Source organism: Pantoea sp. SM3 (assembly GCF_000963995.1).
GTDB lineage: Bacteria > Pseudomonadota > Gammaproteobacteria > Enterobacterales > Enterobacteriaceae > Pantoea > Pantoea rwandensis_B.
Genome location: NZ_JZRD01000012.1, coordinates 107308 through 132736, shown reverse-complemented (window position 1 = coordinate 132736; position 25429 = coordinate 107308). Strand labels below are relative to the sequence as shown.

The window sequence follows — 25429 nt, the reverse complement described above, 5'->3', positions numbered from 1 at the left end:
TCGTTGTTGGGGAGCGAAGAATTTGCTCACAACGGGATATACGTAAGGAGGGGGCCAACTGGATGCAGATAAAAATAAAAAAATTTTCGCCCCTCACAAAACGGTTTTAAACACCGTCATGTGAGGGTGCGCTGGCTTTACATCTCGTCTTCAGGTTCCAGGGCGTCCTGAATGGCATCAGCCAGATTGGAAATTTCATTCGCTACCGCCTGAAGATCCCACGAAGCTTTAGAACCGCTGGCAGAGGTTGAAGCGCTGACGGATTCCTTCGCCACCGCTAAAGCGGCCGCCACAGCGATGGTGCGCTTGTGTTGTTCTGCCGTCATACCCATTGGGGGTGGTGCAAAGTAGTCATTGACCATTTCATCTCTCCGTTTACCGCGTTCAAATAATTAATCCTGCGTGCATTATCAGGATATTGAGCACAAGTGCGACTAAAAGTTCACGTCACGTTCCTGACGGATGCTGTTTCAGCCCTTTTGTACTTACCGCGGGTAGGAATACTGACGCTATTCAGTGAAATCCCCTACCTTCCCGAAGAGCAGCTTGAGCCCGATTTTCTCATATTTCCGTTAAGCACTGGCAAGCCTTACGCCCAGTACCGATGTATTAAACATCTGAAGAACAATTGATCCTTCATAAATCAATTATTCCAGCTCAATACGTGTAATGGCATAATCAAGCTTAAAAAAGCGAGCATCATGATGGAAAAGACGGCTAAGAATCAGATACTGGATAGTGATATTGCGCGTCTGTTACTGAAACACAGAAAAGACAAGAACTGGACAGTGACTGAACTTGCCCAAAGATCGGGGGTCAGTCAGGCCATGATCAGCAAAGTTGAACGAGGTGCCTCCAGCCCCAGTGCAACTATCCTGAGTCGCTTAGCAAATGCCCTGAATATTACGCTATCAAAACTCTTCGCGGAACTTGAGCTTAACCACAACTCAATGGTGCTTTCAGCCGACCAGCAGCAGCACTGGACAGACGAGCAATCAGGTATCACCCGATGGTCTGTGTCTCCTGCGGGCGCTACACCTGAGCTTATCAAAGTTGAAATCCCTGCTCTGGGTCAACTCACGATTCCCGCAGCCGCTAATGAGCACCTTTCAGGGCAAACACTTTGGATATTAAGCGGCAGCCTGGATTTCAAGGTCAATAATCAGACCCATCATTTACGAGTGGGTGACTGTCTGGCTCTTACCTTTGCCAGCGAGTATCAAATGAGCAATCCTGATAGCGATCAGTGCTGCACTTACATCGTCGCTTTTAGTCATAAAAATCAATGATAATGCCCCTGCCCAAGGGGTTACATCTCATTAGTTTTGCTCAGATGTAACAGGGGGTACGGCCTTCCCTGATTATCCCGCTCGGAACGTCCTGAAACCTGAAAGCCCAAATGTTGATAAAACCCTACTGCTTGCTGGTTTTGTTCATTTACATCCACGCTTAGATGAGGATGAAGCGCCAGTGCATGGGATATCAACCGCTTACCAACGCCCAGTCCGCGAGCAGACGCATCGACAAAAAGCGCCTCCAGATGACCATCATGCAAAAACATAAATCCTACAGGCTGGTCATCCTGTTGAGTTGCTACCCAAACCGGTGTCTCTGAAAAAAAGCTGACGACTTCTTTTTCGATTTCTTCTCGGTCGTGTGCTGTCAGAAATTCGTGCGTAGCATCTACAGAATTTCTCCAGATTTGTACAATCTCTGGCGCTTCAGATGGGCGAGACATTCGTATTTTTAACATTAATTCTACCTCTTAGATGTTCACTTCCTGGTGAATACATATCATTAAGACTCACCTAAATTTACTATAGTGAATTTATTATCACAATAGTAAATATGGAGCATTAACCTTACTGTTAGCTCAGTCCACTCCAGTTTCAGATTACAGCGGGTCACTATTGTTTAACTTTCGCTGTGCGCCAGAAACGAGTTCATGCTGATGATGAAAGGGTCATACTCGATCTAAACCCCTTTCCTATCACTGGACGTCCATTTCGATTAATGAATGCCTTTTGATCGCTTCCTTGTTGCTTTGCCTTAGAGCAGCAGCGTGCCAACAGCGGACATGACTATTTCGGGAAAGAGATAATCGCTGATAACCCGCCCCAAAAGAACCTGGTAAAACGGGTTAGATAATCCCGCATGTTTAAACGATTTTTCGGGTGAACTGTTGCTCAGTAATAGTGCTTCCCCACTGATCGCCCTCCCATTCTTTTGACAATTCAAATCCGAATGATTCGTACAATCGTCTGGCCGCGGTGAGTTTATTAAACGTCCATAATTGTACTGACGTGAATTTATGTTCATCACAAAATCTCATCGCTTCTGAAATGAGTTTTCTGCCCAATCCGCTACCACGACATCCGTCGTCAAGGATGAACCAGCGCAGATGCGCCTCATTATTTCCCAGGTCTTCGCCGTCAATGGCGACTGAGCCGACAATGCGTTCGTTCAGCATCACCAGCCAAATCTGATTACAGGGCTTTTCCAGTCGCGACGTAAAATCAGCCAGACCGGCAGCCACCTTCGCTTCAAAAAAATGGCCGAATTGATGCTCTCTGGCGTAAAAGCTGCCATGCATTTCTGTAATACGACCAATCATCCCTGCATGATAACCCGAGACTATCTTGACGTTATTTCGTACTTGCCCTGCGGTGTTTTCCCGACAGGCTTTCAAGGCGCTGGCGTATGACGATAGGCCCTGAGATACAGCATCCTGAGTATAGGGATCAAGTTTCCCGAGAGCTGCTGCTACGCGTTGGTCAGCGTAAGCATTGATGCGCTGCACGGTATCTTTACCCTTCCCGGTGAGGCTCAGTCGCTTGGTCCTCGCGTCTACAGAGCATGGACTTTCTTCAAGCTCTCCGGCATCAACGAGTTTTGCGAGCATGCGGCTAACGCTGGACTTCTCCAGCCCCAAAATCTGCACCAGTTGAGCAGCTGTCATTGCGCCATGAAGTTCAACTTCAAGCATGGCGTGAACGGCTGACGGAGGATAATCCGTTGCAGCCAGATTTTGGTTCATGAAACCCAGTTCTCGCACCATTAATCGTGATGCCACACGGATATTTTTTATGTTTTGAAGTTCAGTAGCCATTAACGTTACCTTGCCAATTTGGTTGTACTATACAACCATTTGCGCAAAGGATTTGTCAATCGTTATGCAGTCTGACTTATAAAAGGTTAGATTTTAACGGGCGCAATGTGTTTCAGCCTGAAGTCCGAATTGACTAAACGGCTTCAGGCTGACCTTGATATCAATCAGGCGGTTTGCAGAAGAGAGTACTTCATTGTACCTGCGAGGTTTTCAAGCAAATTTTTCAGCATTTTGACCGACAGCATGACGCTCTGAAGATTGTAAAACAATGCCGGATCATGTTGCATCAGATAGTCCTCGAACTCACGCTCGCGGAGTGAGGTCATAGCAGCATTAATCTGGCTGCAAAGATGATTACAGTTGTTTATATACACATCCAGAGACTGATAATCGCCATCCGTCATTTGGAGAAGGAGCATATTCATTTGTTCGAACCGGGTCATCAGTTCGCGATGAGACTTCCCGTGTTTCAGGAAGGCATTTATATCCATTTTTTCCCTCAGAGATGAATCACACATCAGAAACGCTGCCAGTCAGTGCTTTCGGCTTGTCTCTGAGGAATCCGCACTTGTGATGTCAGCGGGACAGACTCAACTGGCATAGTGTGCTTAAGTGGTGTTGGTTCAACAGCCATAATAACTGGCAAAGTAAACTGCCTGACCATACCTGACAGCGTGAGTGCCTGATCCTGTAAGGACGCGGAGGCTGCAGAAGCTTCTTCGACCAATGCCGCATTCTGCTGCGTCACATCGTCCATCTGACTAATAGCCAAATGCACCTGATTAATGCCGGTATTCTGCTCTTCTGCCGCAGCGGCAATTTCACTGACCAGATCGTTAACCTGACGGAATGCTGCTTTGAGTTCCGTCATATTACTTTCGACCGTCTCAGCTTGAACCGCACCCGACTCCACCAAGACATAGGATGAATCGATCAGCTGTTTAATTTCCCGAGCAGCTTGTGTAGAACGCTGTGAAAGGCTACGAACTTCACCCGCGACCACGGCAAATCCCTTACCGTGCTCGCCGGCCCTCGCCGCTTCCACTGCAGCGTTGAGCGCGAGAATATTGGTTTGAAATGCAATCCCTTCAATCAGCGTGACAATTTCAGTGATTTTTTTCGAACTGCTTCTGATTTCCACCATGGTGCTTAACATACTTCCCAGGGACACGACGCTCGCATCAGACAGCACTGATGCATTACCGGATAAGCGACTCGCCTGACGTGTGTTCTCTGCAGTCTGTCGCACGGTTTCACTCAGTTCGGCCATACTGGCAGCCGTCTGTTCGAGCGAAGCTGCCTGCTGCTCTGTGCGGGAGGATAAATCCTCATTACCTGCCGCGATTTGTGCAGATGCCGTGCTCACCGAGTGAGAAGTCGTACTGACTGAGTGGAGTGCGGAACTGACACGATTGAGAAGCTGGTTAAATGCCTTCGCCATCGCACCCACTTCATCCTTACGGCTGTCATCGGCAGTCACGCTCAAATCCAAACTATCGCCTGCACGCAGCATGATTTCACTGATGTTCTTCAGGCTCCTGCGGATACGTAAAAGAGTCATGACGGTTAACGCACCAAGCAGAATGATGGCCACCGTTACGCAGGCTGACATTCCCCAAAGTGTCTGCTGATAAATCCTCTTATTTTGACTGCGAAGCCCTTCCGAAAGAGAAATATTAAGCGCGAGTTGCTTGCGGTAGTTGTCCTTTAAAGCCGTAATGGCGCCGCCAATGCCACTGTCGTTTTCGAGCATTCCCAGCGTTATCTCATCCTGGTGTGTTCGAGAGGCATTTAAAAAAGCAGGCAATCTCGATTCAACCAGCTTTAAAGTAGCCAGCCCTGTTTCGGTCATCTTTTCATCTTGATCACTGGATATGTCATTTTTTAAGTAATAATTTGCCAACGTTCGGATGTCTGCCATGCGGTGAGATATCTCACTTTCAATCGGCGGCATTCGCGTGTTGTCCGTCTGACTCTGATGTTTGTAAAGCGTCAGGGATAATCTGTTACTCCGGTCTATAAGATCGCCAAGGTCGCGTATTGAGGGTATCGCGTTCAACTGTACGTATTCAAAACGCTCCTGAAACCCTGATAAAAGCCTTAAGGAAACGGTGCCGCATAGAATGAGAGAAGCCGAGAGTAAGAGAAAAGCCAGGGTTAACCTTTGAGTAATATTCATCTTTTTTACCTGGTAAATGTTGAAATGAGATTTCTTAGCAACAATCACATCGGCAAAAGAAGAACAACAATTACATCAAATATACTGATTGAAGTTAATCCAACTTAATCATATTTCCTGATCCACCGCACTGACGTTCTCATTTTAAACACTTTTATTATTGGCGACTCAACCGCGCAGACATCCATTGACGATATTGAATCGGTGACATATCCATTACCTGGTTAAATGCCTTGCGAAAAGCCGTATCCTCTGAGTAACCACAGTCCTGTGCCACCTTGCGTATGCTAACATTCGTGCTCACCAGCATATTGCAGGCAGATTCTATGCGTACTCTCGTTATAAACTCCTTCGGTGTCTCTTGAGATAAGGTTTTGAGCTTTCTCTGGAGCGTTCTTTCTGTTGTGTGTAAAGCGTCGGCCAGTTCCGCTGCGGTAATGGATAGATTTTTTAAGCGAATGATTTCCTGCGCTCGAATCATGAATGCTGAGTCCGATTTGGCTGCCACATTTGAATGATTTAAACTTTGTCTAAGAAGATGATTATCATTGAGCGACATTTCTGAAGTCAGATTGGCCACCTCTGCGCCCGCTCCTTTTTCAATAAGGTGCATAGCAAGTGATATCCATGAAAAACAGCCCCCTGAGGTTACAATACCGCGGTCTTCCTCGACCATTTTCCCCTTGCTCAATTGAGAACTGGGATAACGCTCTTTGATCATGTGGCTCACCCACCACGTGGTGGAATAATGCCTGTCATCAAGCAAACCGGCTTCTCCTAAAACTACAGCTCCCGTGCCAGAAGCCGCGATGCAAACATTTTTTTCATGTAGTTCTTTGACCCATCCGGCTGCCTGACGAATGTTGTGTATATTTATAGGTTGTAAATCCGGGCCCAGCAACATGCCTGGCGCAATGACAACATCCAGATTCCCTGCCCCCTGAAAAGAGCTATCAATATGAATTAGCCTGCCTTCCGTATCCAGAACAGGTGCGCCGTCAGCACTGACAATAAGTGTTTCAAACGGGGCTGTCGAAAATTTGCACGCATGAGCAGGAGAAGAAGCAATCGCTTTATTGCTAATCCAGAATAAATCCGCCAGGCCAGCAATTGCGGAAAGAACGCTGCCTTCAAAGGCGAGTATGGCGATACGCATAGTGTCATCCCAAAATGTCGTAATTTGCGTGTTTTTTGCGACTATTTTACTTTCAAAATAGGTAGAAAGACGAACATCCAATTTTAAAGTTAATCAGGTCACTTTTGAAAGGAGTTAATGTTCCCTGAACCGAATCATAATTATTGCGCTTAAAATACACCTTCAGCCATCGAGCTGAGTTAAGCTATGTCCTGGCACTCCGTCGCTGCGTAAAAATAGCCATCAGATTGATATTTCAGCCTCACCCTCTACGCATTTATTTAACCCTTAAAACTAAGACAGAATTATCAATTATTAATCGACATCCCCAATGAACTGCCTCAACTCGCTGCGAATCGAAGCCGATATACTTACGGCAAGCATCTTTAACGGCCAGTGATCACATAGCCTGAACTTTATCTTTCAGCACACGACCATTAATTTGGCGTGTTTCACCAGCATTATGGCGCATTTAGCGTGTAGAATTACGATTTGAAAGATTACGATGTCGCCTATTATCAAAACATGTACCCAAGGAATCTGACAATGCAACGTAACCTTGCCTTCCCCATCAATATCGGCTGGAAAACATTGCTCAAAGATGTCGGATTTGAGCCTGAAGACATACTTCGAAAGGCTCGCCTGCCTGATGATACTTTTTCAAAAGCCGATCACGGCCTAAATACAGAAGAATACTTTCGTTTGTGGCGCGCTTTGGAGGCTGAAAGTCATCATCTCGCTTTTCCGCTGAACCTCATTGAAAAGGTTTCTGCTGAGATCTTCGATCCGCCGCTTTTTGCGGCACTATGCAGCTCAAATATGATGCAAGCTGTCCAGCGGCTGGCCAAATATAAACAGCTTATTGCTCCAATGCTGCTTGAAACCAACATTGATCATCAGGGTACGTTAACAGTTTCACCTATTTGGCTGTCTGCCACAGACACTCCCCCATCATTGCAGGTAGCAGAACTTGCCTTTTTACTTAAGCTTGCACGGATCGCAACACGTGAGCCTGTGAGGGCATCAAAAGTACAGCTATCGCAACTTCCAGCAGGAGCAGAACTCAGTCAATTTGACCGCTACTTCGGGACGGCTATCTCTTTTGGTGAATATCCTGCTATTCGTTTTTCTGCCACCGATGCCCTGCGGCCATTTCTGACAGTGAATCAAGGTATGTGGCAAGTCTTTGAGCCTGAACTGAGGCGACGTCTGAGTGAGTTAGATGTCACGGCTTCCACCGCTGAGCGGGTGCGTGCTGTGCTTCTGGAGTTGCTGCCCGCTAACGAAGCGACAATTGAGAAAACTGCTGAACGCCTGGGCGTGAGCAAGCGAACACTTCAGCGCAGGCTTGAGGAAGAGGGTGTGACTTTCCGCCATCTCATCAATACCAGCCGCGAAAATCTTGCCCGTCACTACCTGGTGAATACCCGTCTGCCCGGTTATGAAATTGCTTTTCTACTTGGTTTTGAAGACCCAAATTCATTCTATCGTGCATTCATGGCATGGACTGGCCAAACGGCTGAAAACCTCAGAAACGCCATGCATCCTTATTAAAAGAGACCTTATGAAAAATTCAGATAAGAATCGCGTTGTATTACTTGCAGGTGCATCAGGCCTGGTGGGTGGCCACATACTGCAGTTGCTGCTCAATGACTCTGAGGTGTCGTGTGTTCATGCTTTGACTCGAAGATCTCTCAGAGTGAGCCATCCAAAACTGCAGGTCCATTTGGTTGATTTTACCTCTCTGCCACAACTTCCTCATGCACATGAAGCCTATCTTGCTTTGGGCACCACCATTAAAGTCGCAGGCAGCAAAGAGGCTTTTCGCGCTGTCGATTTTGAGGCTAACCTTGCAGTTGCACAGGCAGCTATGTTGGCGGGTGTGAGCCGCATAGGGCTGGTTAGTGCCGGAGCCGCAAATGCGAAATCCTCGATGTTCTATACCCGTGTTAAGGGAGAGCTGGAAGAGGCACTCACCGCACTTCCATTAACCACACTGGTCATTGCGCGACCTTCCCTTCTGCTTGATTACCGCACCGGACTAGGCCAGCCACTTCGGCTGGGCGAACTAATCTCCATTCCGCTAGCCAAACTGTTGTCACCGATTCTTCCCGCTGCTTATAAGCCCGTGCGGGCGCTTGCTGTGGCCAGGGCACTGACACTAAAAGTGCCCGTCACTGCAGGGGTGGTTGTGCTGCCTTCGAACCAGTTGATCGAACTGGGCGTTACAACTGGATGAAACCTATTTAGGTAAAGACGATCACCGCATGCTGCACAAGGCGCATTAAGCAATCATTCTGGCGCGTTGAGCATGACAGACGCGGCGTCTGTTGAGGCACACTTGATGCAGTTCATTAAGTGAGGTGCTTATGTTTAGCCAGGAAAAGAAAACCGCGTTGGTCACAGGCGCATCGTCCGGTATGGGCAAGGCCATCGCCCATAAGTTAATACAGGATGGCTATCAGGTTTACGTTGCAGCCCGACATGTCGATAAAATGTCTGATCTGGTCAGTCTTGGCGCACAGCCGCTGCGTATGGATATTTCTGTCGATGAGGAAATTGTTGCTGGCATTAACACCATTCTCACTCAGACCGGCGGTGTTGATGTTCTTGTCAATAATGCCGGTTTTGGTCTTTACGGCCCCGTCGAAGAAATGGGTATCGACGAGGGGCGTTATCAGTTTGAGGTCAATCTGTTCGGTGCCGCACGCATTACGCAGTTATTGCTCCCAGCCATGAGGGCCAGACGCTCAGGGCATATTATTAACGTCACTTCTATGGGCGGAAAGATGTACAGCCTTCTCGGGGCTTGGTACCACGCAACTAAACATGCTCTGGAAGGCTGGTCAGACTGCCTCAGACTCGAAGTCGCCGGATTCGGGATTAAAGTCATCATCATTGAACCGGGGGTAATAGAGACAGAATTCGGCGAAGTCGCAAGAAACAGTATTATCAGACGTTCTGCCAACGGGCCCTATGGCTCTTTGGTGAACAAGGTGGATATGTCGATAAAAAATACCTACGGGCAAGGCAAAGGCAGTTCACCGGAGCTTATTGCAAACGTGGTATCTCGTGCAGTTAGTCGTCGTCGCCCACGTACACGGTATGCTGCCGGTAGATTTGCGAAAATGCTGATCAGCATGCGCGTCTGGCTGGGCGACCGAATATTCGACCGTATTATTCTCAGCCAGACCCGTTGATATTTAACAACGACCGCTTCTCAAGGTTTTGATCAGTCATAAATCTTGAGAAGCATATGAAGCAATCCCATGAAGCCATGGGCATAGAAATAAATTTCAATCAGTGTCGTGAGCGTTTTATGCCAGTGCAACACATCGTGCGCAAGAGAGGCGTTGGGCGAAGGCATATTACTCAGTAAAAACCATAAGCCGCCGGTCAGGGATACAGCCAGTAAGGACATTACGCCCAGCCCCTGAATGGCTGAAGCAATCCCCCCGCTCTGAGCATCAGGAAGCGTGAAATTGCGCACTATTTTCAGGTCTCTTATAAACCCGCTGAAATCCAGTTTCATCCACGCAAAATACCAGGCAAAGCCGCGTTGTGAGAGCATCCATCCTGCCAGAAAGACGCTGCACGCGATAAGAGCAAAGCCTGACAAAATATGAAACCAGGTGATCACTGATTCCAGACCGTCAGCTCCCATCGCTTCGCGTCGAGTCCAGTTAGAGTTAATGATTTGAGACAGCACAAGCAAGGCCGTTGTGATGTGCATACCTTTAAAAAAAGGCGCATCTTCATGCGGAAAGTGATTGAGTAAGGTGGTTCGCATGGCAGATAACTCGTCAGGATAGTTATCATGATTTTACTGCGGACAGCATTAGCAAAACCTTAAGCCTAACCACCAGGAACTTCCTCCCGAATTCAGCGGGTTATGAGCCTTCTGCTTTCCCTGCTTAACTCACCAATACCCATACATCACCCATTGTTTTTTGCTCAGAGCTCGCAGCCTGCTGACCCTGACCCTGACCCTGACCCTGACCCGAAATCCTACTTCATTCAGAAACAGTATTCCGGCATAATATTTACATCTTCGAGGCAGCGATCCTGTCTATCAGAAGGATATTGATAAATGACCATTGTTTTCATTCCTCCTTTGATTACCTTGCTACTCAGTAAGGAACAAGAGCAAGGAAGCCCGCTGAATGAGGAAGACGTTATCCGCGTTCGTGACAACGCCACGGCCATCGTGGTGGACAGCGATGCTGCACAGGCACTGGCTGAAAGTCGTGGATATCGTGACATTGACCCGGAGAATTGCTGGGCGGAATGGGTTGAGTTCCGGGGCGAAATTTAACGTTCTCAAATAACAGGCTGAAACGTTAATCGCTCCAGACAACCGCAACTCACAATAACAGGAAATATTCTATGAAATGGATTTTAGTGACGGGGGTACTACTCTCGTCCTCTGTGTTAGCCGACGCCCGTTCGTTCGAAACTCCTGAGGTCCGGTGCCTTAACGACCATACCCTGCCATTCATTTCATCAAAGATACCGGCCAAAAAGGTTGTGGATGATGCCTATGTGCAATGCACGCCGGAACTTGATGAGTGGATGAGCCTGCAGCAATCATTACCAGATGAGATGAAGCAAAGCATGCGCACTCAACTGTATGAGTTTTACATCGGAATGGTCGAGAAACGAAGATCATATGAAGCCAGAAAATCCATTGAAGCCGCCCACTGAGGCGGTTTTCCTTTTTTAATCTTGAGGAAAGACAGCCTTTCCAAAAGCCACAGGCCATCCTTTCAAGACTTGCGTCACCACAAGTTCCGGCATGCAGTTCAAGGATATCAGAGATGACAGGCTTTACATCACGCAGGGAAAATCCAGGCATAAGCTTGCACTCCCCTTGTCTCTGGAACTGGCGGCAGTATCCATGCGTCTGAAATCAGTCGTTGAACAATGCCCAAGAGGAAACACCTCTTCGCACCTTATATTCTCGTCTGAAACACGGGGTGGTCATATTCCGGGTCCACTTAAGGGAACAAACCAGTCTGGCTGCGGCTACATGGCGGGTCTCTCGCTTAAACCTCAGGCGGTATCAGTTAAACTGATCGAATACAATTTAATGCGGGGACTTCTTCAGATAGCGATGGTTTGATAATCGAACAGACTCGGTGTTATACACTGAGTCTGTCAGAGAAGGAGTCCATACATTTAGCTTTGCGCTGATAGATTTCCAGGGACAATATCTTTACTCAGACAAAATACACATTCAGCCAGGTGCCAGGAAAGATGTTGAGTTCTGACATATTGAGATGCGGCTTGTGCCGAAGTAAATGAACCCAGAAACAATCTTTCTTCTCGTAACGGTAATTTTAAGCAATCTCCACCATGGAGAGTACAGCGCCCATCATTTCCCGGTGCGCTTATCGTGTAAAACTGATAATTCAGCATTGTCATATTGCCCTTTTTTTAAAGTTAAAATCTTGCAACTCATCATCTTCACCATTAAAAATTCAGTCAGCGACAAGGATTAAAAGCATCCGGAATTTCTGATTTCAACTTAACTATAGTTGCATTTCAAAACCATGTTTGTTTATTTTTTATTTTCATGGCGAGATATTGAGCCTTGAAAATACACAAAACAACCCTGATAAACCCTATCTCACTGAATTTTCCATCCATAACTTTCTGTTAAATCAAAGAATCCAATAGAATGTTGGGCGTCAGTTTATCTCAATTCCTGCACAACCTATAAATTTGAATTGGCATATTATTACGTCTCGCTTTAAATTATCGCCAATCAATTTCATTTTTAACCCGAACATTTTCCCTATGATGTGCCATGCTTTAAAGCATCTGAAATACAAAGGAGAGTGAGATGAATAAAATTGCCTGGGTTGCGATGATGTTGCCTTTAAGCTTTGGGGCCTATGCTGAAACTGGCGGCTTCGAGGCGGGTAAAAACCCTCCTCCACAGCATAAAGAAGATGCTGGCTACAAAGGATCGGAGGACACAGCAGAAACGCCTGTGAAGCTCATCAAAGATTTCCGCCCAGGAGGCTACGCCACGCTTGAAGGTTATATTGTTAAAAGAATCGAGGGCGATACCTATCAGTTCCGTGACAGCACAGGCACTGTAGATATCGATGCGTCTCCAGCGACTTTCAAAGGCAAAACTTACAGTGCTGAAGATAAAGTCCGCGTCAGTGGCAAGGTTCACGGAAAGGGCCAGGCAACTCACCTGAAAGTCACAAGAATTGATGAGCCTTAACAGAAAATCCCGCGCCTCTGCCTGAGCAACAGGCAGGGGAGACTCATTCGGTCATCAGTTTTCAATTAATCCGTGTTCACATGATTATGCTTCCTGAGCAGTTTCGCTGCATCCAGTGCGTAAGCTTTCACCTGAATATCTCTGGAAGAGGCAGCTATTCTTTCAAGCTCATACAGTATATTCCCTTTCGTTATGCTCTGGCCCTTTGCGGTAAGCTCTACAACTGCAGTTCCGATAAGGTCCAGCCACAGTTCAACACAGTCCTGTGGCGATGACGGGAAGCCATAGGGCTCGCGAGCAATTAAGAGCGGTAGCTCTAGCACAGCGCGGATTTCACCAAGTTTGAAAAACTCGATAATCACTGTATATATAAACAGCAACCGCAAACAGTACGATCGATTAATTCCTCGATACGACTTTTAAGACAGCGTTGGTAAGAAAGGAATTTGGCCGGGAGGTACAGGAAGTTGAGTATGGCTGACCGGAGTTGGAATTGGGGTACGATAAAATAAATTGCGCGCGAACCTGATGAAATTTTCTCCCCGATAAAATTCCAGTTCAATCACAGCCGTTTCGGTTAAGTGCCTTAAAATTGCATTGATATCCAGTTATTTAAATGACTTATTGGAAATTTCTCAAATTAAACAGGTTTATCTAACACATCCTACCACTTAATCAGAATTAGTCTAAGGTATGTGAGCCAGTCATTACTGGCAGCATAGCATACAGGATGCGTTTTTTTACGAGAGAGACATTCCTTAGCCATTGCTTTTTGCCCGCCTTGTGCGGGCTTTTTTTTACATGACATTATTCCACCCTACTGGACGATTCGGCTATGAATGCAAACGTTGCACTGTCGCTGCGTTTAATTGCATACCCCTTAACAGAGTTAATTCACTTGTATTTCTACAGGTCAGGAAAATGACCCTGTAGCCCGCCGGTGTGATCGAATAGATGACACCGTCTTTTCGTTTTGCCGATGTACGATGTTATTCACCCGGGGGTGCCAGACGCTCACTGATCACATTATATCCCTGTGAGACAAAATCCTCGGGATGAACAGGCAGGCTTTTATTCGGTTTAAACCACCCTCCACCCTCTCCATCGGCAAAGTACCAGACCTCAGGTTGCGTATCGCCCTGCTGTACCCAATAGAATCCTTGATCCATTTTACATTCCTCTGCGGAGGTGCCCTCCACGTCATTGCAGATTAGAGGGGGTAGTTCACCTGCGTACACATACTCGCTGTACAGCAGAAGCAATGGGCGGTTTAAGGAAAAGGCTTCGTATTAAGGGATGGTGGGAGTGGCAGAGAATGGCATTGCCCCTTGCGGGCTGCGTGTTAAAAAGATGAGATGACATAAAGACCCCTTTGTTGGGGGAGTGACCCAGGCGTGACGCCTGGGATGAGGGATAAGCATGCGCCAGTGAATGATTAAAAGATACCGAATCGACATTTTAATGAGCTTAAGTGTTAGCTGAGCCGCTTAAGGGTCAATTATTGCCGTCACTCGCTTTTTTACTGCGGCCCGCTCTACCACCTTTGCGTCCCGCTTCAATTGCCCTCTCGGGATTGTTACGAAAATTACCCCCACTCATTGCGCCACCTTTGCGCCCGGCTTCGCTCGCTCGTTCCGGATCCGCGGCGAAATTACCTGAACCACCTCGACGATCTGTCATAATCATATCCTCTTAGCCAAAGAAATAATGGCTTTGTCATGAGTAAGGTTTGTACAGATCTTGACATTTAACCACTGTTTAATTCTAAGAATGAGAACTAAAAAAAGATTTTATTTATACATTTTCAAATCTGGAGTTTTTTTGTCTTTAAAAAGCAAGGGGCGCAGTGCGATATGTGTACAGATTATCAGAGCTTGTACAGGGCGAGATTTAAGTTGTGAATTAGGATTATTCTTAGAGGGTGCTGATAGGGGGGCTTTTTCAAGGAGATATCCATGCTGGCCTCTTTCTACTCGCCAAATCTGTTTCGGTAAAACTTGTAATTGAACGGGCCGAATGTTTAAGCGCTTTTGATATCAGACGTCTGCCAAATCTCTTACTTCAGTAGGGACGTCCCTATTTTGATGGACTTCGTAAAGTGACTGGTCATGCTTAACTATGGCACTTTGACCGAATGCTCTTACTCAGATAGATGATTGTGGAGACCATCCGGCTGATATAAATCAATAAGAAAAGGCTGAAGTAGCAATAGCGTTTGTGACGAAGCAATCCTGACGCTTTGTTTCAGGTGAGGCCGGTAAAACCTGAACCGGCCAACGTGGTACCTGACTAGCTTTCCACCTTTTCCGGCTTGCGCCTGCGACTGATTTGCCCGCCTTTACGACCTGCCTCAATAGCGCGATCAGGACAATTTTTAAAGTTGCCTCCGCTTGCACTTCCGCCCTTACGACCTGCTTCACGGGCACGATCTGCATCCTCAGCAAAATTACCGGCTCCACCTCTTCTTGACGGCATGTCTCCCCCTTATATATCAGTCGAATATTAAGCGTGCTAACGTTCCCAACGAGAAATAATATGGCTGAAATCCCCCATAAAACCACATTTAAAATGCATGTTTACCGCTTCGCTTGTTTCTGTTTTAAAACAATAGCTTAACCGCTACGCTTATATTCAATTGCTTTTAAATGGGAATTTTTTAAAGTTGTACAAAACTACAGTAAGTTGTATAAAGTTAACAAATTTCTGTGTTTGTGATACTCATCACAGCTTTTAGTTTAGTAATTAAATTGATCTGGATTTTCCATTTATTTCAGCAAGATACTAAAACTAATGCTTTGCTGCTCGCAATTTAGTCCCAATGATTAACTTATGATCAATTGCCTGCCCGTTGTAGAACCTAAGTGAGCGTTGCACATGTTGTTCAGTTTCTTCCATTTGGATTAAAGATCTGAAACATGCGCTCTTCCCCCTCAGTCGTAGAAATGTCCCGAAACGTCGTTGTGTGGATCTCAATCCACTTGTTAGCGGCACGTAACGTGTAGTGCCAGTTAAGCCGTTCAAGTTCTCTGACGAAGTCAATGGTACTGATGGTGTAACGACCAGCGGCATCGCGTTTTACCGCCTGCCTGAAGGCCATCAGAATTTCGTAGTCACGTGGCATTATGCGCCCCCAATAATACTGTATATAAATACAGTATTATTGAGTTAAACAATCTGTTCAAGCCATTACGTTTGGATGTTTTTTGAGAAGGTTGATAGTTAGAGCAATTTAAGCGCAGATTAGGTTTTGAAGTGGAATAGGCTGGGAAAAGAGGAAAATCAACAGTGGTGCCATTGGTGCTCAAAACCGTAGATGACAATGGCTTTCACCATTTCAATTGTTTAGTCCGTGAAATAGAGAATATCTTAATCATCCCGCCTTACGCCCCTGTCCTGTACAAATGAACTAAGCTGAGGGGCTGTGTACTAAATGACATAACAGAACTGAGGCGCACGAGTCCTCATTAAAAAACTAAACAACTACAAGGATTGGAATTTATGGATGATGTGGACCTGGCCCAGGAACGTGAAGAAGCCCATCTGACGGCCTCTCTGTCTGCCCGAAAGCCACGCTTAGTGAGCCGAAATGGTAACTGCATCTGGTGCACTGATGAGCCTATAGTGGCTAACACCGCCTTCTGCTCAGCGGAATGTGGCGAAGACTTTCATAAGCATCAGCGTGAAATGCAGCAACGCATAACTGCCGAGTAAAATCCTTCACAGTTAAAACATTTTGCGAGAACGAAACTGTCACCGTTGTCGATGATACGATAACGGTTATGACAATAGGGCAGAAAAATCATGCAAATACTGGTATCAAAAGGAATTTAGTTATCCCGTCTCGCTTTCAAAAGCAGACAGTCGTGGTCAGGCTTACTCTGCAACGCTGGGTTGCCTGACCTTTTTGAGATCATGACAGACCTTATGCCTGCAATCGCTGCGGCGTCACAAAGACGATGATGGCGGGTCATCAGGAACGGTGTGCAGAATGCAGACGGAACACTTGGTCAGTCGCGTAACACACCATCCGTACCTGAAGCGGAAATGCCTTTTGTGGGATGACAACGTAAGACAAAAGAAGGAGGAGAGCATCGGTTCTCCTCCACGATACTGAAAATCACGCCTGTCTAGGTTGACCATTCGACGCGGTAAGACCGCCATCGACTGGCAGGTTCACCCCGGTAATGTATCGCGCATCGTCGCTGGCAATGAATGCAATAGCACTGGCGATATCTTCAGCCTCTCCTGCGCGCTGCAGAGGGATACGATCATAGAAGCGTTCGAGCAGCGCCTTATCATCCTTCATATCTTCGGTGAGATCGGTCAGGGTGAATCCGGGGCAAATCGCATTAACACGGACCCCGTCAGCGCCATAATCCATGGCCAGCGCCCGCGTGAAGTTAGTCACCGCACCTTTTGCCGCATTGTACACACTCATTCCCCAGTCACCACCCAGTCCGGATACCGAAGATGTGTTCACAACATTGCCCCTGGTCTTAAGCAAACCAGGCATGAAGAAATGGGTGCAGTGGAAAACACCATCCAAATCCGTGTTCATGAGCTTTCGCCAGTCCCCGACTGAGACTTCATGGATTTTACCCTGAACCACGCTACCTGCGTTATTCACCAGCACATCGACTCTGCCAAAGGAACGCTGCACCTGTTCTGACAGCTGTTTTACCTGTTCCGGGTCGCCGACGTCACACTGAGCAATCAGGTGTTGCGAACCAGGTAGTGTATTGAGTACGTTATCGAGTTTTTCACGGGTTCTCCCCACCAGCACCACTGAAGCCCCTTCACCGGCAAAACGCTTTGCGGCAGCAGCACCAATGCCGGAACCTGCGCCGGTAATCACGACAACTTTTTCTGAAAATCTCGACATACTCAGTCCTCACTTTTTTAAATATGTGGAGACTAAGCCTGGCAGCCATGAACGGGAGTTCAAGCGAAGCAGCGCCAGTGAGAGGGTTGGTAGGCGAAAAGAAGCATGTCAGCCCTGCGGTTCATTGGCAAGGCTGACATGTTTTGGCTGACAACCTCTTAAGGCTTCAGGATGACCTTAGTCCATCCCGGCTCCCTTTTATCAAAGTTGCTGTAGCCTTCAGGCGCTTCAGCCAGACTTAACCGGTGGGAGACGATTTGTCCCGGGCTGGCTTTTCCCTGATGAATCAGGCGCGCAAGCTGGCGGTTATAGGCTTTAACGTTGGCCTGGCCCGTTCTTATAGACTGCCCCTTGAACCAGAAGCTGCCAAAATCGAAAGGCATTTTTCCTTCCTGCGCCAGAGCACTTTTTGCCCCCGGATCCTGAGGAACAAACACCCCGACGACACCGATGCCCCCTGTTGCCTTGGTGGAGGCCACAAGACTGTTCATGGTGGCGCTGTTGTCTTCATGACCATGCTTGTTACAGCACTGATACCCTACACATTCACAGCCGCAGTCCGTGCCTCTGCCGTCCGTCATTTCAAGAATCCTCTGCACCGCTTCATCACCGGCGGCATTCACAGGCGTTGCACCGAGCTGTTCAGCCAGCGCCAGACGATCGCTGTGGGTGTCAATAACGAAGACCTGAGAGGCCCCCTTTATGACTGCGGAGTGGGCAGCCATTAACCCCACAGGTCCCGCGCCGTATATGGCGACGGATTCCCCTGCCCGCAGTCCTGCCAGTTCCGTTGCGTGCCATCCTGTCGGAAAAATATCAGAGAGCATGACGTAGTCTTCCTCTTTATCAAATGCGTCCTCAGGCAGTACCAGACAGTTGAAGTCTGCAAACGGCACCCGTAATAACTCCGCCTGACCACCGTCCCAGGGCCCCATTTCTGCAAAGCCATACGCGGCACCCGCACTGCCGGGGTTTGCCGTCAGACAGAACCCCGTCAGGCCCCTCTCACAATTTTCACAAAACCCACAACCCACATTGAAGGGCATACAGACACGATCCCCTACCTTGATGCGCTCAACGCCATTCCCCACCTCAATCACTTCGCCCAGATTTTCATGACCGAAAATACGGCCCTGTTCAAAGCTGGTCCGCCCTTCATACATATGTAAATCAGAGCCGCAGATATTGGTGGTTGTGATGCGAATAAGCGCATCCGTGGCACGTTCAATTTTCGCATCAGGCACATTTTTAACGGAGACATCAAAAGGCCCATTATAAACAATCGCTTTCATCTTTAGGTTCCTGTAAATAACCGAAGCACACTGACGCTTCGTTTTAATTTGGATGACCAGAGAATTAAATATGGCACATTAAAGTACAGCGCACAGAAATATAACCGTCGCGCTTGCATGTCCGCGAGGATATATTAATATTAATAACGCAACACGCACATGACGTGTATATGCCGTCATGTTATTTATTACTCATGAAGAGGCAGTATTATGACTCAACATAGAGGCGGTTCAGGCAACTTTGCAGAAGATAAAGAAAGAGCTTCTGAAGCAGGAAAAAAAGGCGGACAGCATAGTGGCGGTAATTTTAAAAATGACCGTAACAAAGCGTCCGAAGCCGGTAAAAAAGGTGGTCAAAACAGCCACCGCGGTTCTTCCTGAGTTGCAGTGAAGATAATCCTCAGGGGGGCACTATACCCCTTAGTGTGAATGTACAGCAGGGAGTATCCCTCCCTGCTTGCTCTGACTGAAGTTTCATAATGAATATCAATGTTCTGTATTCCTCGCGTATAATTTGGTCGGTTGACTAAGCGGTGCGACTGCTGAAATCGCACCGTTTTTTTATTTCTAAACGCAGTGATAATCTTGATTAACGGTTTCGCTTGTAGTGTGGATTACTTTGAAAGAACGCGTTTTTTAATTTTTATCTTTCCCAGAAAGATCTACAGCTTCATTTATCTGCCATTATCCCCCTCTTCCCTCCGCGGAGTCTGATTATGTTTCGATTTTTATCTTCTTTGTTCAGCAGTCCGGAATCCCTTTTACAGGTTATGAGTCAACAGGATATGCGAGAGTCTTTTGAAGAGGGAGTTCGAATAATTATTGATGAAGATGGCAACGCGTCAGTTAATCCTTTAAGTCCAAAAGTGCAAAGAGATTTTAAAGAGCACGTTGAAAATTTAAAGGATATTTAAAGTAAACTGTACTCTTTGATGTATAGATGACCTGCGGATACTGATATATCTGACAGGACATAACGCACCATTTAAAAGTAGAGCCCACGACCGACAGGGATGTTTGTTTTCCGTATCTCAATTCAAAGCCGAAATTTCCCCTCGCAGTTTCGCAAACTCATCATGGTGGACCAAATTGAAAGTCTGTGTTGTTTGATTTGGCCAATAACAGCGCACTGACGATGTATGTCAGGAGCTCTTAATCTGTCTGACCGCTTGGCTCCTCAGTGAGCACTTAACTACACTCAGTACTCATCAAGTTAAAACGAGGAGAGCAATATGACCGACCGTCCCGTTAAAGGTGATAATCCCGATTACAATCCGCGAAAAACACCCGAAAAACAGCCCAAAGATGACGAAAGAAATGCGCCAGAGTCAGGCGATAAACAGCCTGATTGATGACGCACTCAGGGTGTTCAGAAAACAATTTTCTGAACACCTTTTTTTGTTAATTATGCTTTTTACTGAATAACTGGCTGGCCTTATCCCGGATAACCTGTGATGTCCCCCGATCGCCTTTCACCATTGATGACATGAATGCCTTAGCCTGCTTAAGCGTGATATGTGGCGGTAAGGGTGCGACTTCAGGATCCGTTTTCACTTCAAGTAGCACCGGCCGGTCAGCGCTCAGCGCACGCTGCCATGCACTTGCCAGTTGCTCAGGGTTATCAACATAAATCCCCACCAGCCCAAGCGATTCGGCAAACGCCGCATATTTCACGTCGGGCAGTTGCTGCGTGGCTTCAAAACGCGGATTGCCTTCCATCACGCGCTGCTCCCATGTCACCTGATTCAAATCCTGATTATTGAAAACGCAGACGATCAGCCGGCCATCAGTCCACTGCTGCCAGTACTTCTGAATGGTGATCAGTTCCGCCATATTATTCATCTGCATTGCGCCGTCACCGACCAGCGCGACAACCGGACGTTCAGGATGAGCAAACTTGGCCGCAATCGCATAAGGCACTGCCGCCCCCATACAGGCCAGCCCGCCGGAGAGCGTCGCCCGTTGTCCCTGCTTAACGCGGTAATCTCGCGCAAACCAGTTAGCGCAGGAACCGGAATCCGACGTGACGATGGCGTTGTCAGGCAGCTGCGGAGACATTTCCCAGACCACGCGCTGAGGGTTAACTGGGCTAGCAGGCGCCAGCGCACGCTCCTCCATCTGCTTCCACCAGTCCTGCACCTGCACAGCAATCTGTTCCTGCCAGCTGCGATCCTGTTTTTGTTCGATCAGTGGAAGCAGCGCACGCAGGGTTTCAGCGGCATCACCGTGCAGATTGACCTCACAGGGGTAACGCAGGCCGAGCATAGCGGGATCGATATCTATCTGCACGGCACGCGCCTGCCCCTCTTCAGGCAGAAACTCTGTCCACGGGAAACCACTGCCAATCATCAGCAACGTATCGCAGTTCTGCATCATTTCCCAGGAAGGTTTGGTGCCCAGAAGACCAATGGAGCCCGTCACAAACGGGGCATCGTCCGGGAGTACGTCTTTCCCCAGCAGGGCCTTAGCCACACCCGCGCCCAGCTGATTCGCCGCCTGCACCACCTCTACCGCAGCACCACGTGCACCCGAACCGATGAGGATCGCCACTTTTTTTCCGGCGTTCAGGACGTCTGCCGCACGCTGCAGGTCGGCCTCATAAGGGATAATTTTAGGACGCTGGTAGCCAGTGCCAGAATGGGTGAACCCGTGCAAATGAGGAGGCGCCTGCCACTCCTCATCCTGGATATCTTTGGGGATAATCAGCACAGCGACCCCGTTTTGTGCCTGAGCGATGCGCACGCCGCGATCGACAAGATGCCGGACCTGAGCCGGTGCGGCAGCTTCCTGTACAAAACTGGCCACATCCGCAAACACGCAATCGAGATTCATCTCCTGCTGATAACTGGCGCCTCGCGCGGTCGACTCAGCCTGACCAGCAATCGCCAGCACAGGCGCATGGTCCATTTTGGCATCATAGAGCCCGGTCAGAAGATGTGTCGCGCCCGGCCCTCCGGTTGATAAGCACACGCCAAGTTCGCCCGTAAATTTGGCATGACCTGCCGCCATAAAGGCCGCCATCTCTTCGTGACGAACCTGAATAAATTCGATTCCGTCGCCTTTCTCGGTAGCACGCTGTATTGCGCCCAGAACGCCATTGATGCCATCACCCGGATAGCCATAGATGCGGGTTACGCCCCACTCTTTCAGACGCTGGACAAAGAAATCACTGGTTTTTATGCTCATGGTTTCGTTTCCTTTCTGGGGTCAGGGGGTAAAAAGACGTATTGCCGGCTTCGCAGCGCTCTCAGTTGTTGCTGCCTTTGCCTGACCATGTCCATTCCCTGACTTCGGGCACGTCTTCTCCATGTTCGCGCACGTAGCGATGGTGTTCCGCAATCCGTTCCTGTAAGTCATCCAGCAACTCAGGGTGCCGTTCGGCCAGCCCCGGGACGTGAAGAATGGCCGACTGTGCCAGATGATAGCGGTCAAGCTCGTTCAGCACGGTCATGTCAAATGGTGTCGTGGTCGTGCCTTCCTCATTGAAGCCATGCACGTGGAAGTTACTGTGATTGTTTCGCTGGTAGGTCAGACGATGAATGAGGCTGGGATAACCGTGGAAGGCAAAGATGACTGGTTTATCACGCGTGAAGAGCGCATCAAACGCGGCTTCAGACTTACCGTGAGGATGCTGCTCCTGCGTCTGCAGGGCGAGCAAATCGACCACATTGACGACACGGATGCGCAAATCCGGCAAATAGCCGCGCAGCAGATCCACCGCTGCCATCGTCTCCATGGTGGGCACATCCCCGGCACAAGCCATTACCACGTCTGGTTCCCCTGCGTCACTCGCCCAGCCCCACTCACCCATCCCGGCTTCACAGTGGGCAATAGCGGCAGGCATATCGAGCCACTGCGGTGAGGGCTGTTTGCCGGCCACAATGACATTGATACGGTCCCAGGTATTCAGGCAATGGTCGCCGACCCACAACAGCGTGTTGGCATCAGGCGGCAGATAGATACGCACGATGTCAGCTTTTTTGTTGGCAACGTGATCGATAAATCCAGGATCCTGATGGCTGTAACCGTTATGGTCCTGGCGCCAGACGTGGGATGAGAGCAGGTAGTTCAGCGATGAAACGGGCTTTCGCCATCCCAGCTTACGGGTGACCTTGAGCCATTTGGCGTGCTGATTGAACATCGAGTCGACGATATGGATAAACGCTTCATAGCAGCTAAACAGCCCATGCCGCCCCGTCAGCAGATAGCCCTCCAGCCAGCCCTGACACTGATGCTCACTGAGAATTTCCATTACGCGCCCGTCTCGCGCCAGTTGCTCATCATAATCTTTGAGCGGCGCCATCCAGGTGCGGCTGGTGACATCAAATACCGGGGATAACCGGTTTGATGCCGTTTCGTCCGGGCCGAATAACCGGAAGTTATCCTGATTCTGCTTAAATATTTCACTGAGATAGCGGGCAAACTGGGCGGTGGCTTCCCCGGCCCTGCTGCCGGGGGATCCCGTATCAAAGGCAAATTCGCGAATATCCGGGGTGACCAGTTCTCGTCGGAGTCGGCCACCGTTGGCGTAAGGTGTCGCACCCATTCGTTTGCTGCCCTCAGGTGCCAGCGCCCGCAGTTCAGGCATCAGTTTACCGTTCTCGTCGAACAGCGTTTCCGGCTCATAGCTGCGCATCCATTTTTCCAGGACCGCCCGGTGTTCATCATTCTCGCGGCAGGCGGAAACCGGCACCTGATGCGCGCGCCAGAAATCCTCGACTTTCTTTCCGTCCACTTCTTTCGGCCCGGTCCAGCCTTTCGGACTGCGCAGCACTATCATCGGCCAGCGTGGCACCGCCTCTGACGCTATGCCGTTGCGGGCTTCCTGCTGATAATCCTGAATTTTGCTGAAGGCATTGTCGAGCGCTGCAGCCATTTGCTGATGCATATCCGCAGGTTCATGACCACTGACAAAGAGCGGTTCATATCCGTAACCGCTGAAGAGCTGCTCTAAATCCTCGTCGCTGCTGCGGCCGAGAAGAGTGGGGTTGGCAATCTTGTAGCCGTTGAGATGCAGGATCGGCAGTACCGCGCCATCTCGCTGGGCATTGAGGAACTTGATTCCGTGCCAGCTGGCAGCCAGTGGACCCGTCTCCGCTTCACCATCACCAATCACGCACGGCACAATCAATTCGGGATGGTCGAAGGCGGCGCCAAAAGCATGTGACAGGGAATAGCCCAGTTCGCCCCCTTCATTTATCGATCCTGGCGTTTCAGGTGCGGCGTGGCTGGGGATACCACCTGGAAAAGAGAACTGCCTGAACAGGCGCTGCATTCCTTCCGCATCGTCCGAGATATGCGGATAGATTTCGCTGTAGCTGCCCTCAAGCCAGGTGTTGGCCACCATGCCCGGCCCACCATGACCGGGTCCACAGACATACAGTAAATTGAGGTCGCGCTGGCGAATGATCCGGTTGAGGTGGGCATAAATAAAATTCAGTCCCGGTGTGGTACCCCAGTGGCCCAGCAGGCGAGGCTTGATATGTTCCGGTTTGAGAGGCTCGCGAAGAAGAGGATTGTCCATCAGATAGATTTGGCCAACCGAAAGGTAGTTAGCTGCACGCCAGTAGCGATCAAGCAACGCCAGCTCGTTGGTTGCGGTAACAGATTGCATATATCCTCCCGTGGCTTAGTGATTCACTAACCCTAATAGAGGATCAACGAAGTCGCGAGCCAGACGGCAGACGGCATCAGTATCGCTGGATTCTCACTGTTCTCACTCATGGTGAGTTATGTCCGTCATGCAACCGCAGCGTGCTTCAAGAGAGATTAACTGGCAATTACCTCAAAACTCAGGTTTTTCTCCGGGTAAAGACTCACTCAATTCCTGCCCTTCCACACCAGCATAGAAGATGATCAGCTCTGTGGTCTTATCCGTTGTGTAACCGCGATGTGCACTGTTAACGGTTTCATTTAAAGCTTCACCGGCATTAAAAGATTGTGTCTGGCCTGTTTCTTTATCTTCAATCGTTAACTGACCGGACAGAACGTATGCTGTGTTAGGCATAGGATGCGTGTGCCACGGCAAATCAGTATGTGGAGGCAGTGTCATGAGCATCACCGATATCTGCGGCTTACCGGCTGGATATTCCTCATAGGGCTGGCCATTCCAGGCGGCACCACTTTGCAATATGCAGTCGTGTACGGGTTCTGAAGCGGCGTCGTTTGATGTCTGAGTGTTATCTTTCATTACAGCTCCCTGTGGTTAACGTCACTACGATTGTAGTCGACACATGCCTACCTGCGATCAGCTTCTACATACCAGGCCATCGTCAATGAAGTCGTTATCGAAAAGCTTAGTGAGTGGCCGAGCCTGCATAAAAAGTTAAGTCAGTCTCCACATTATTTATTGAGCTTTTTGGTTGAGCTGTGCCCGGATGGTTTACACATGGCGTGAAGCGTCATGTCTCAGGCACTTATGCTGTCTCTCTATTCATAAAATAAAAGTAAGATAAAACAGAAGGCAGAGACCAGTTTTTAAATGAAACTTTCGGTCTGGAATCATTCGCTCAAGACCACTTGAGGGTGCAGTAAAGCAAATTACAGGGTAAGAAAAACGCAGTGCGGAGATTGATTCATTGGTAAAAAAATATA

Annotated in this window: 26 protein-coding genes; 10 read left to right on the top strand and 16 right to left on the bottom strand. The window is 48.5% G+C overall.

Annotated elements, in window-relative coordinates; genetic code table 11:
* Nucleotides 1-137 precede the first annotated feature (137 nt).
* Nucleotides 138-362 carry a hypothetical protein gene (locus tag VI01_RS07475; protein ID WP_045814628.1) on the bottom strand — a complete coding sequence of 75 codons (225 nt, stop codon included), beginning with the start codon at nt 360-362 and terminating at the stop codon, nt 138-140.
* A gap of 342 nt (nt 363-704) precedes the next feature.
* Between VI01_RS07475 and VI01_RS07470 the strand changes: the two genes are divergently transcribed.
* Nucleotides 705-1289 (top strand): helix-turn-helix transcriptional regulator, encoded by a 585-nt coding sequence (locus tag VI01_RS07470; protein ID WP_045814654.1) that lies wholly within the window; start codon nt 705-707, stop codon nt 1287-1289.
* Between the two features lie 20 nt (nt 1290-1309).
* On the opposite strand, the gene VI01_RS07465 is transcribed toward VI01_RS07470, so the two are convergent.
* The 5 genes from VI01_RS07465 to VI01_RS07445 form a co-directional block, all read right to left on the bottom strand.
* Nucleotides 1310-1753 (bottom strand): acetyltransferase, encoded by a 444-nt coding sequence (locus VI01_RS07465; RefSeq protein WP_045814627.1) that lies wholly within the window; start codon nt 1751-1753, stop codon nt 1310-1312.
* 405 nt (nt 1754-2158) lie between these two features.
* Entirely contained in the window at nt 2159-3109 is a 951-nt protein-coding gene (locus VI01_RS07460) for a bifunctional helix-turn-helix transcriptional regulator/GNAT family N-acetyltransferase (protein WP_045814626.1), read from the bottom strand.
* A 164-nt stretch (nt 3110-3273) separates the two neighbouring features.
* Nucleotides 3274-3600 carry a hypothetical protein gene (locus tag VI01_RS07455; protein WP_045814653.1) on the bottom strand — a complete coding sequence of 109 codons (327 nt, stop codon included), beginning with the start codon at nt 3598-3600 and terminating at the stop codon, nt 3274-3276.
* Between the two features lie 26 nt (nt 3601-3626).
* Nucleotides 3627-5288 (bottom strand): methyl-accepting chemotaxis protein, encoded by a 1662-nt coding sequence (locus VI01_RS07450; RefSeq protein WP_045814625.1) that lies wholly within the window; start codon nt 5286-5288, stop codon nt 3627-3629.
* Between the two features lie 157 nt (nt 5289-5445).
* On the bottom strand, nt 5446-6444 hold the full coding sequence (locus VI01_RS07445; protein ID WP_045814624.1) for a GlxA family transcriptional regulator: 999 nt from the start codon (nt 6442-6444) through the stop codon (nt 5446-5448).
* A 525-nt stretch (nt 6445-6969) separates the two neighbouring features.
* On the opposite strand from VI01_RS07445, the gene VI01_RS07440 reads away from it, so the two are divergent.
* The 3 genes from VI01_RS07440 (at nt 6970) to VI01_RS07430 (ending at nt 9623) form a co-directional block, all read left to right on the top strand.
* A complete protein-coding gene (locus VI01_RS07440; RefSeq protein WP_045814623.1) occupies nt 6970-7977 on the top strand; it encodes an AraC family transcriptional regulator in 1008 nt (335 codons plus the stop codon).
* A 10-nt stretch (nt 7978-7987) separates the two neighbouring features.
* Nucleotides 7988-8662, top strand: a complete 675-nt coding sequence (locus VI01_RS07435) for an NAD(P)H-binding protein (RefSeq protein WP_045814622.1) — start codon at nt 7988-7990, stop codon at nt 8660-8662.
* Between the two features lie 130 nt (nt 8663-8792).
* Nucleotides 8793-9623 (top strand): oxidoreductase, encoded by an 831-nt coding sequence (locus tag VI01_RS07430; protein ID WP_045814621.1) that lies wholly within the window; start codon nt 8793-8795, stop codon nt 9621-9623.
* A 32-nt stretch (nt 9624-9655) separates the two neighbouring features.
* Here VI01_RS07430 and VI01_RS07425 read toward each other — a convergent pair whose 3' ends face one another.
* Nucleotides 9656-10213, bottom strand: a complete 558-nt coding sequence (locus tag VI01_RS07425) for a cytochrome b/b6 domain-containing protein (protein WP_045814620.1) — start codon at nt 10211-10213, stop codon at nt 9656-9658.
* 300 nt (nt 10214-10513) lie between these two features.
* Here VI01_RS07425 and VI01_RS07420 point away from each other — a divergent pair, with 300 nt between their 5' ends.
* From VI01_RS07420 to VI01_RS07410, 3 genes are all read left to right on the top strand, one after another.
* The gene (locus VI01_RS07420; RefSeq protein WP_045814619.1) at nt 10514-10738 is read left to right on the top strand and encodes a hypothetical protein; all 225 of its coding nucleotides are present in this window, start codon (nt 10514-10516) and stop codon (nt 10736-10738) included.
* Between the two features lie 71 nt (nt 10739-10809).
* On the top strand, nt 10810-11127 hold the full coding sequence (locus tag VI01_RS07415) for a hypothetical protein (RefSeq protein ID WP_052696978.1): 318 nt from the start codon (nt 10810-10812) through the stop codon (nt 11125-11127).
* 1141 nt (nt 11128-12268) lie between these two features.
* Entirely contained in the window at nt 12269-12661 is a 393-nt protein-coding gene (locus VI01_RS07410; RefSeq protein ID WP_045814618.1) for a YgiW/YdeI family stress tolerance OB fold protein, read from the top strand.
* A 989-nt stretch (nt 12662-13650) separates the two neighbouring features.
* On the opposite strand, the gene VI01_RS07400 is transcribed toward VI01_RS07410, so the two are convergent.
* The 4 genes from VI01_RS07400 to VI01_RS07390 form a co-directional block, all read right to left on the bottom strand.
* On the bottom strand, nt 13651-13830 hold the full coding sequence (locus tag VI01_RS07400; RefSeq protein ID WP_045814616.1) for a hypothetical protein: 180 nt from the start codon (nt 13828-13830) through the stop codon (nt 13651-13653).
* 325 nt (nt 13831-14155) lie between these two features.
* A complete protein-coding gene (locus VI01_RS24785; RefSeq protein ID WP_075564087.1) occupies nt 14156-14341 on the bottom strand; it encodes a general stress protein in 186 nt (61 codons plus the stop codon).
* A gap of 609 nt (nt 14342-14950) precedes the next feature.
* Nucleotides 14951-15136, bottom strand: coding sequence for a general stress protein (locus VI01_RS24780; RefSeq protein WP_075564086.1), 186 nt, complete (start codon nt 15134-15136; stop codon nt 14951-14953).
* Between the two features lie 406 nt (nt 15137-15542).
* Entirely contained in the window at nt 15543-15782 is a 240-nt protein-coding gene (locus VI01_RS07390) for a hypothetical protein (RefSeq protein WP_045814614.1), read from the bottom strand.
* A 377-nt stretch (nt 15783-16159) separates the two neighbouring features.
* Here VI01_RS07390 and VI01_RS07385 point away from each other — a divergent pair, with 377 nt between their 5' ends.
* A complete protein-coding gene (locus VI01_RS07385; protein ID WP_045814613.1) occupies nt 16160-16372 on the top strand; it encodes a DUF2116 family Zn-ribbon domain-containing protein in 213 nt (70 codons plus the stop codon).
* Between the two features lie 406 nt (nt 16373-16778).
* Here the strand turns inward: VI01_RS07385 and VI01_RS07380 are convergent, their stop codons facing one another.
* A complete protein-coding gene (locus tag VI01_RS07380; protein WP_045814612.1) occupies nt 16779-17543 on the bottom strand; it encodes an SDR family NAD(P)-dependent oxidoreductase in 765 nt (254 codons plus the stop codon).
* Nucleotides 17544-17701: 158 nt separating this feature from the next.
* Entirely contained in the window at nt 17702-18835 is a 1134-nt protein-coding gene (locus VI01_RS07375) for a glutathione-independent formaldehyde dehydrogenase (protein WP_045814611.1), read from the bottom strand.
* 210 nt (nt 18836-19045) lie between these two features.
* Between VI01_RS07375 and VI01_RS24775 the strand changes: the two genes are divergently transcribed.
* Complete coding sequence (locus VI01_RS24775; protein ID WP_075564085.1) at nt 19046-19216, top strand: general stress protein; 171 nt, start codon at nt 19046-19048, stop codon at nt 19214-19216.
* Nucleotides 19217-19551: 335 nt separating this feature from the next.
* Nucleotides 19552-19749, top strand: coding sequence for a hypothetical protein (locus VI01_RS07370; RefSeq protein WP_045814610.1), 198 nt, complete (start codon nt 19552-19554; stop codon nt 19747-19749).
* Between the two features lie 487 nt (nt 19750-20236).
* Here VI01_RS07370 and VI01_RS07365 read toward each other — a convergent pair whose 3' ends face one another.
* The 3 genes from VI01_RS07365 to VI01_RS07355 form a co-directional block, all read right to left on the bottom strand.
* Entirely contained in the window at nt 20237-22021 is a 1785-nt protein-coding gene (locus VI01_RS07365) for a thiamine pyrophosphate-requiring protein (RefSeq protein WP_045814609.1), read from the bottom strand.
* Nucleotides 22022-22082: 61 nt separating this feature from the next.
* Nucleotides 22083-24449, bottom strand: a complete 2367-nt coding sequence (locus VI01_RS07360; protein ID WP_045814608.1) for a phosphoketolase — start codon at nt 24447-24449, stop codon at nt 22083-22085.
* A 171-nt stretch (nt 24450-24620) separates the two neighbouring features.
* A complete protein-coding gene (locus VI01_RS07355; RefSeq protein ID WP_045814607.1) occupies nt 24621-25025 on the bottom strand; it encodes a cupin domain-containing protein in 405 nt (134 codons plus the stop codon).
* Nucleotides 25026-25429 lie beyond the last annotated feature (404 nt).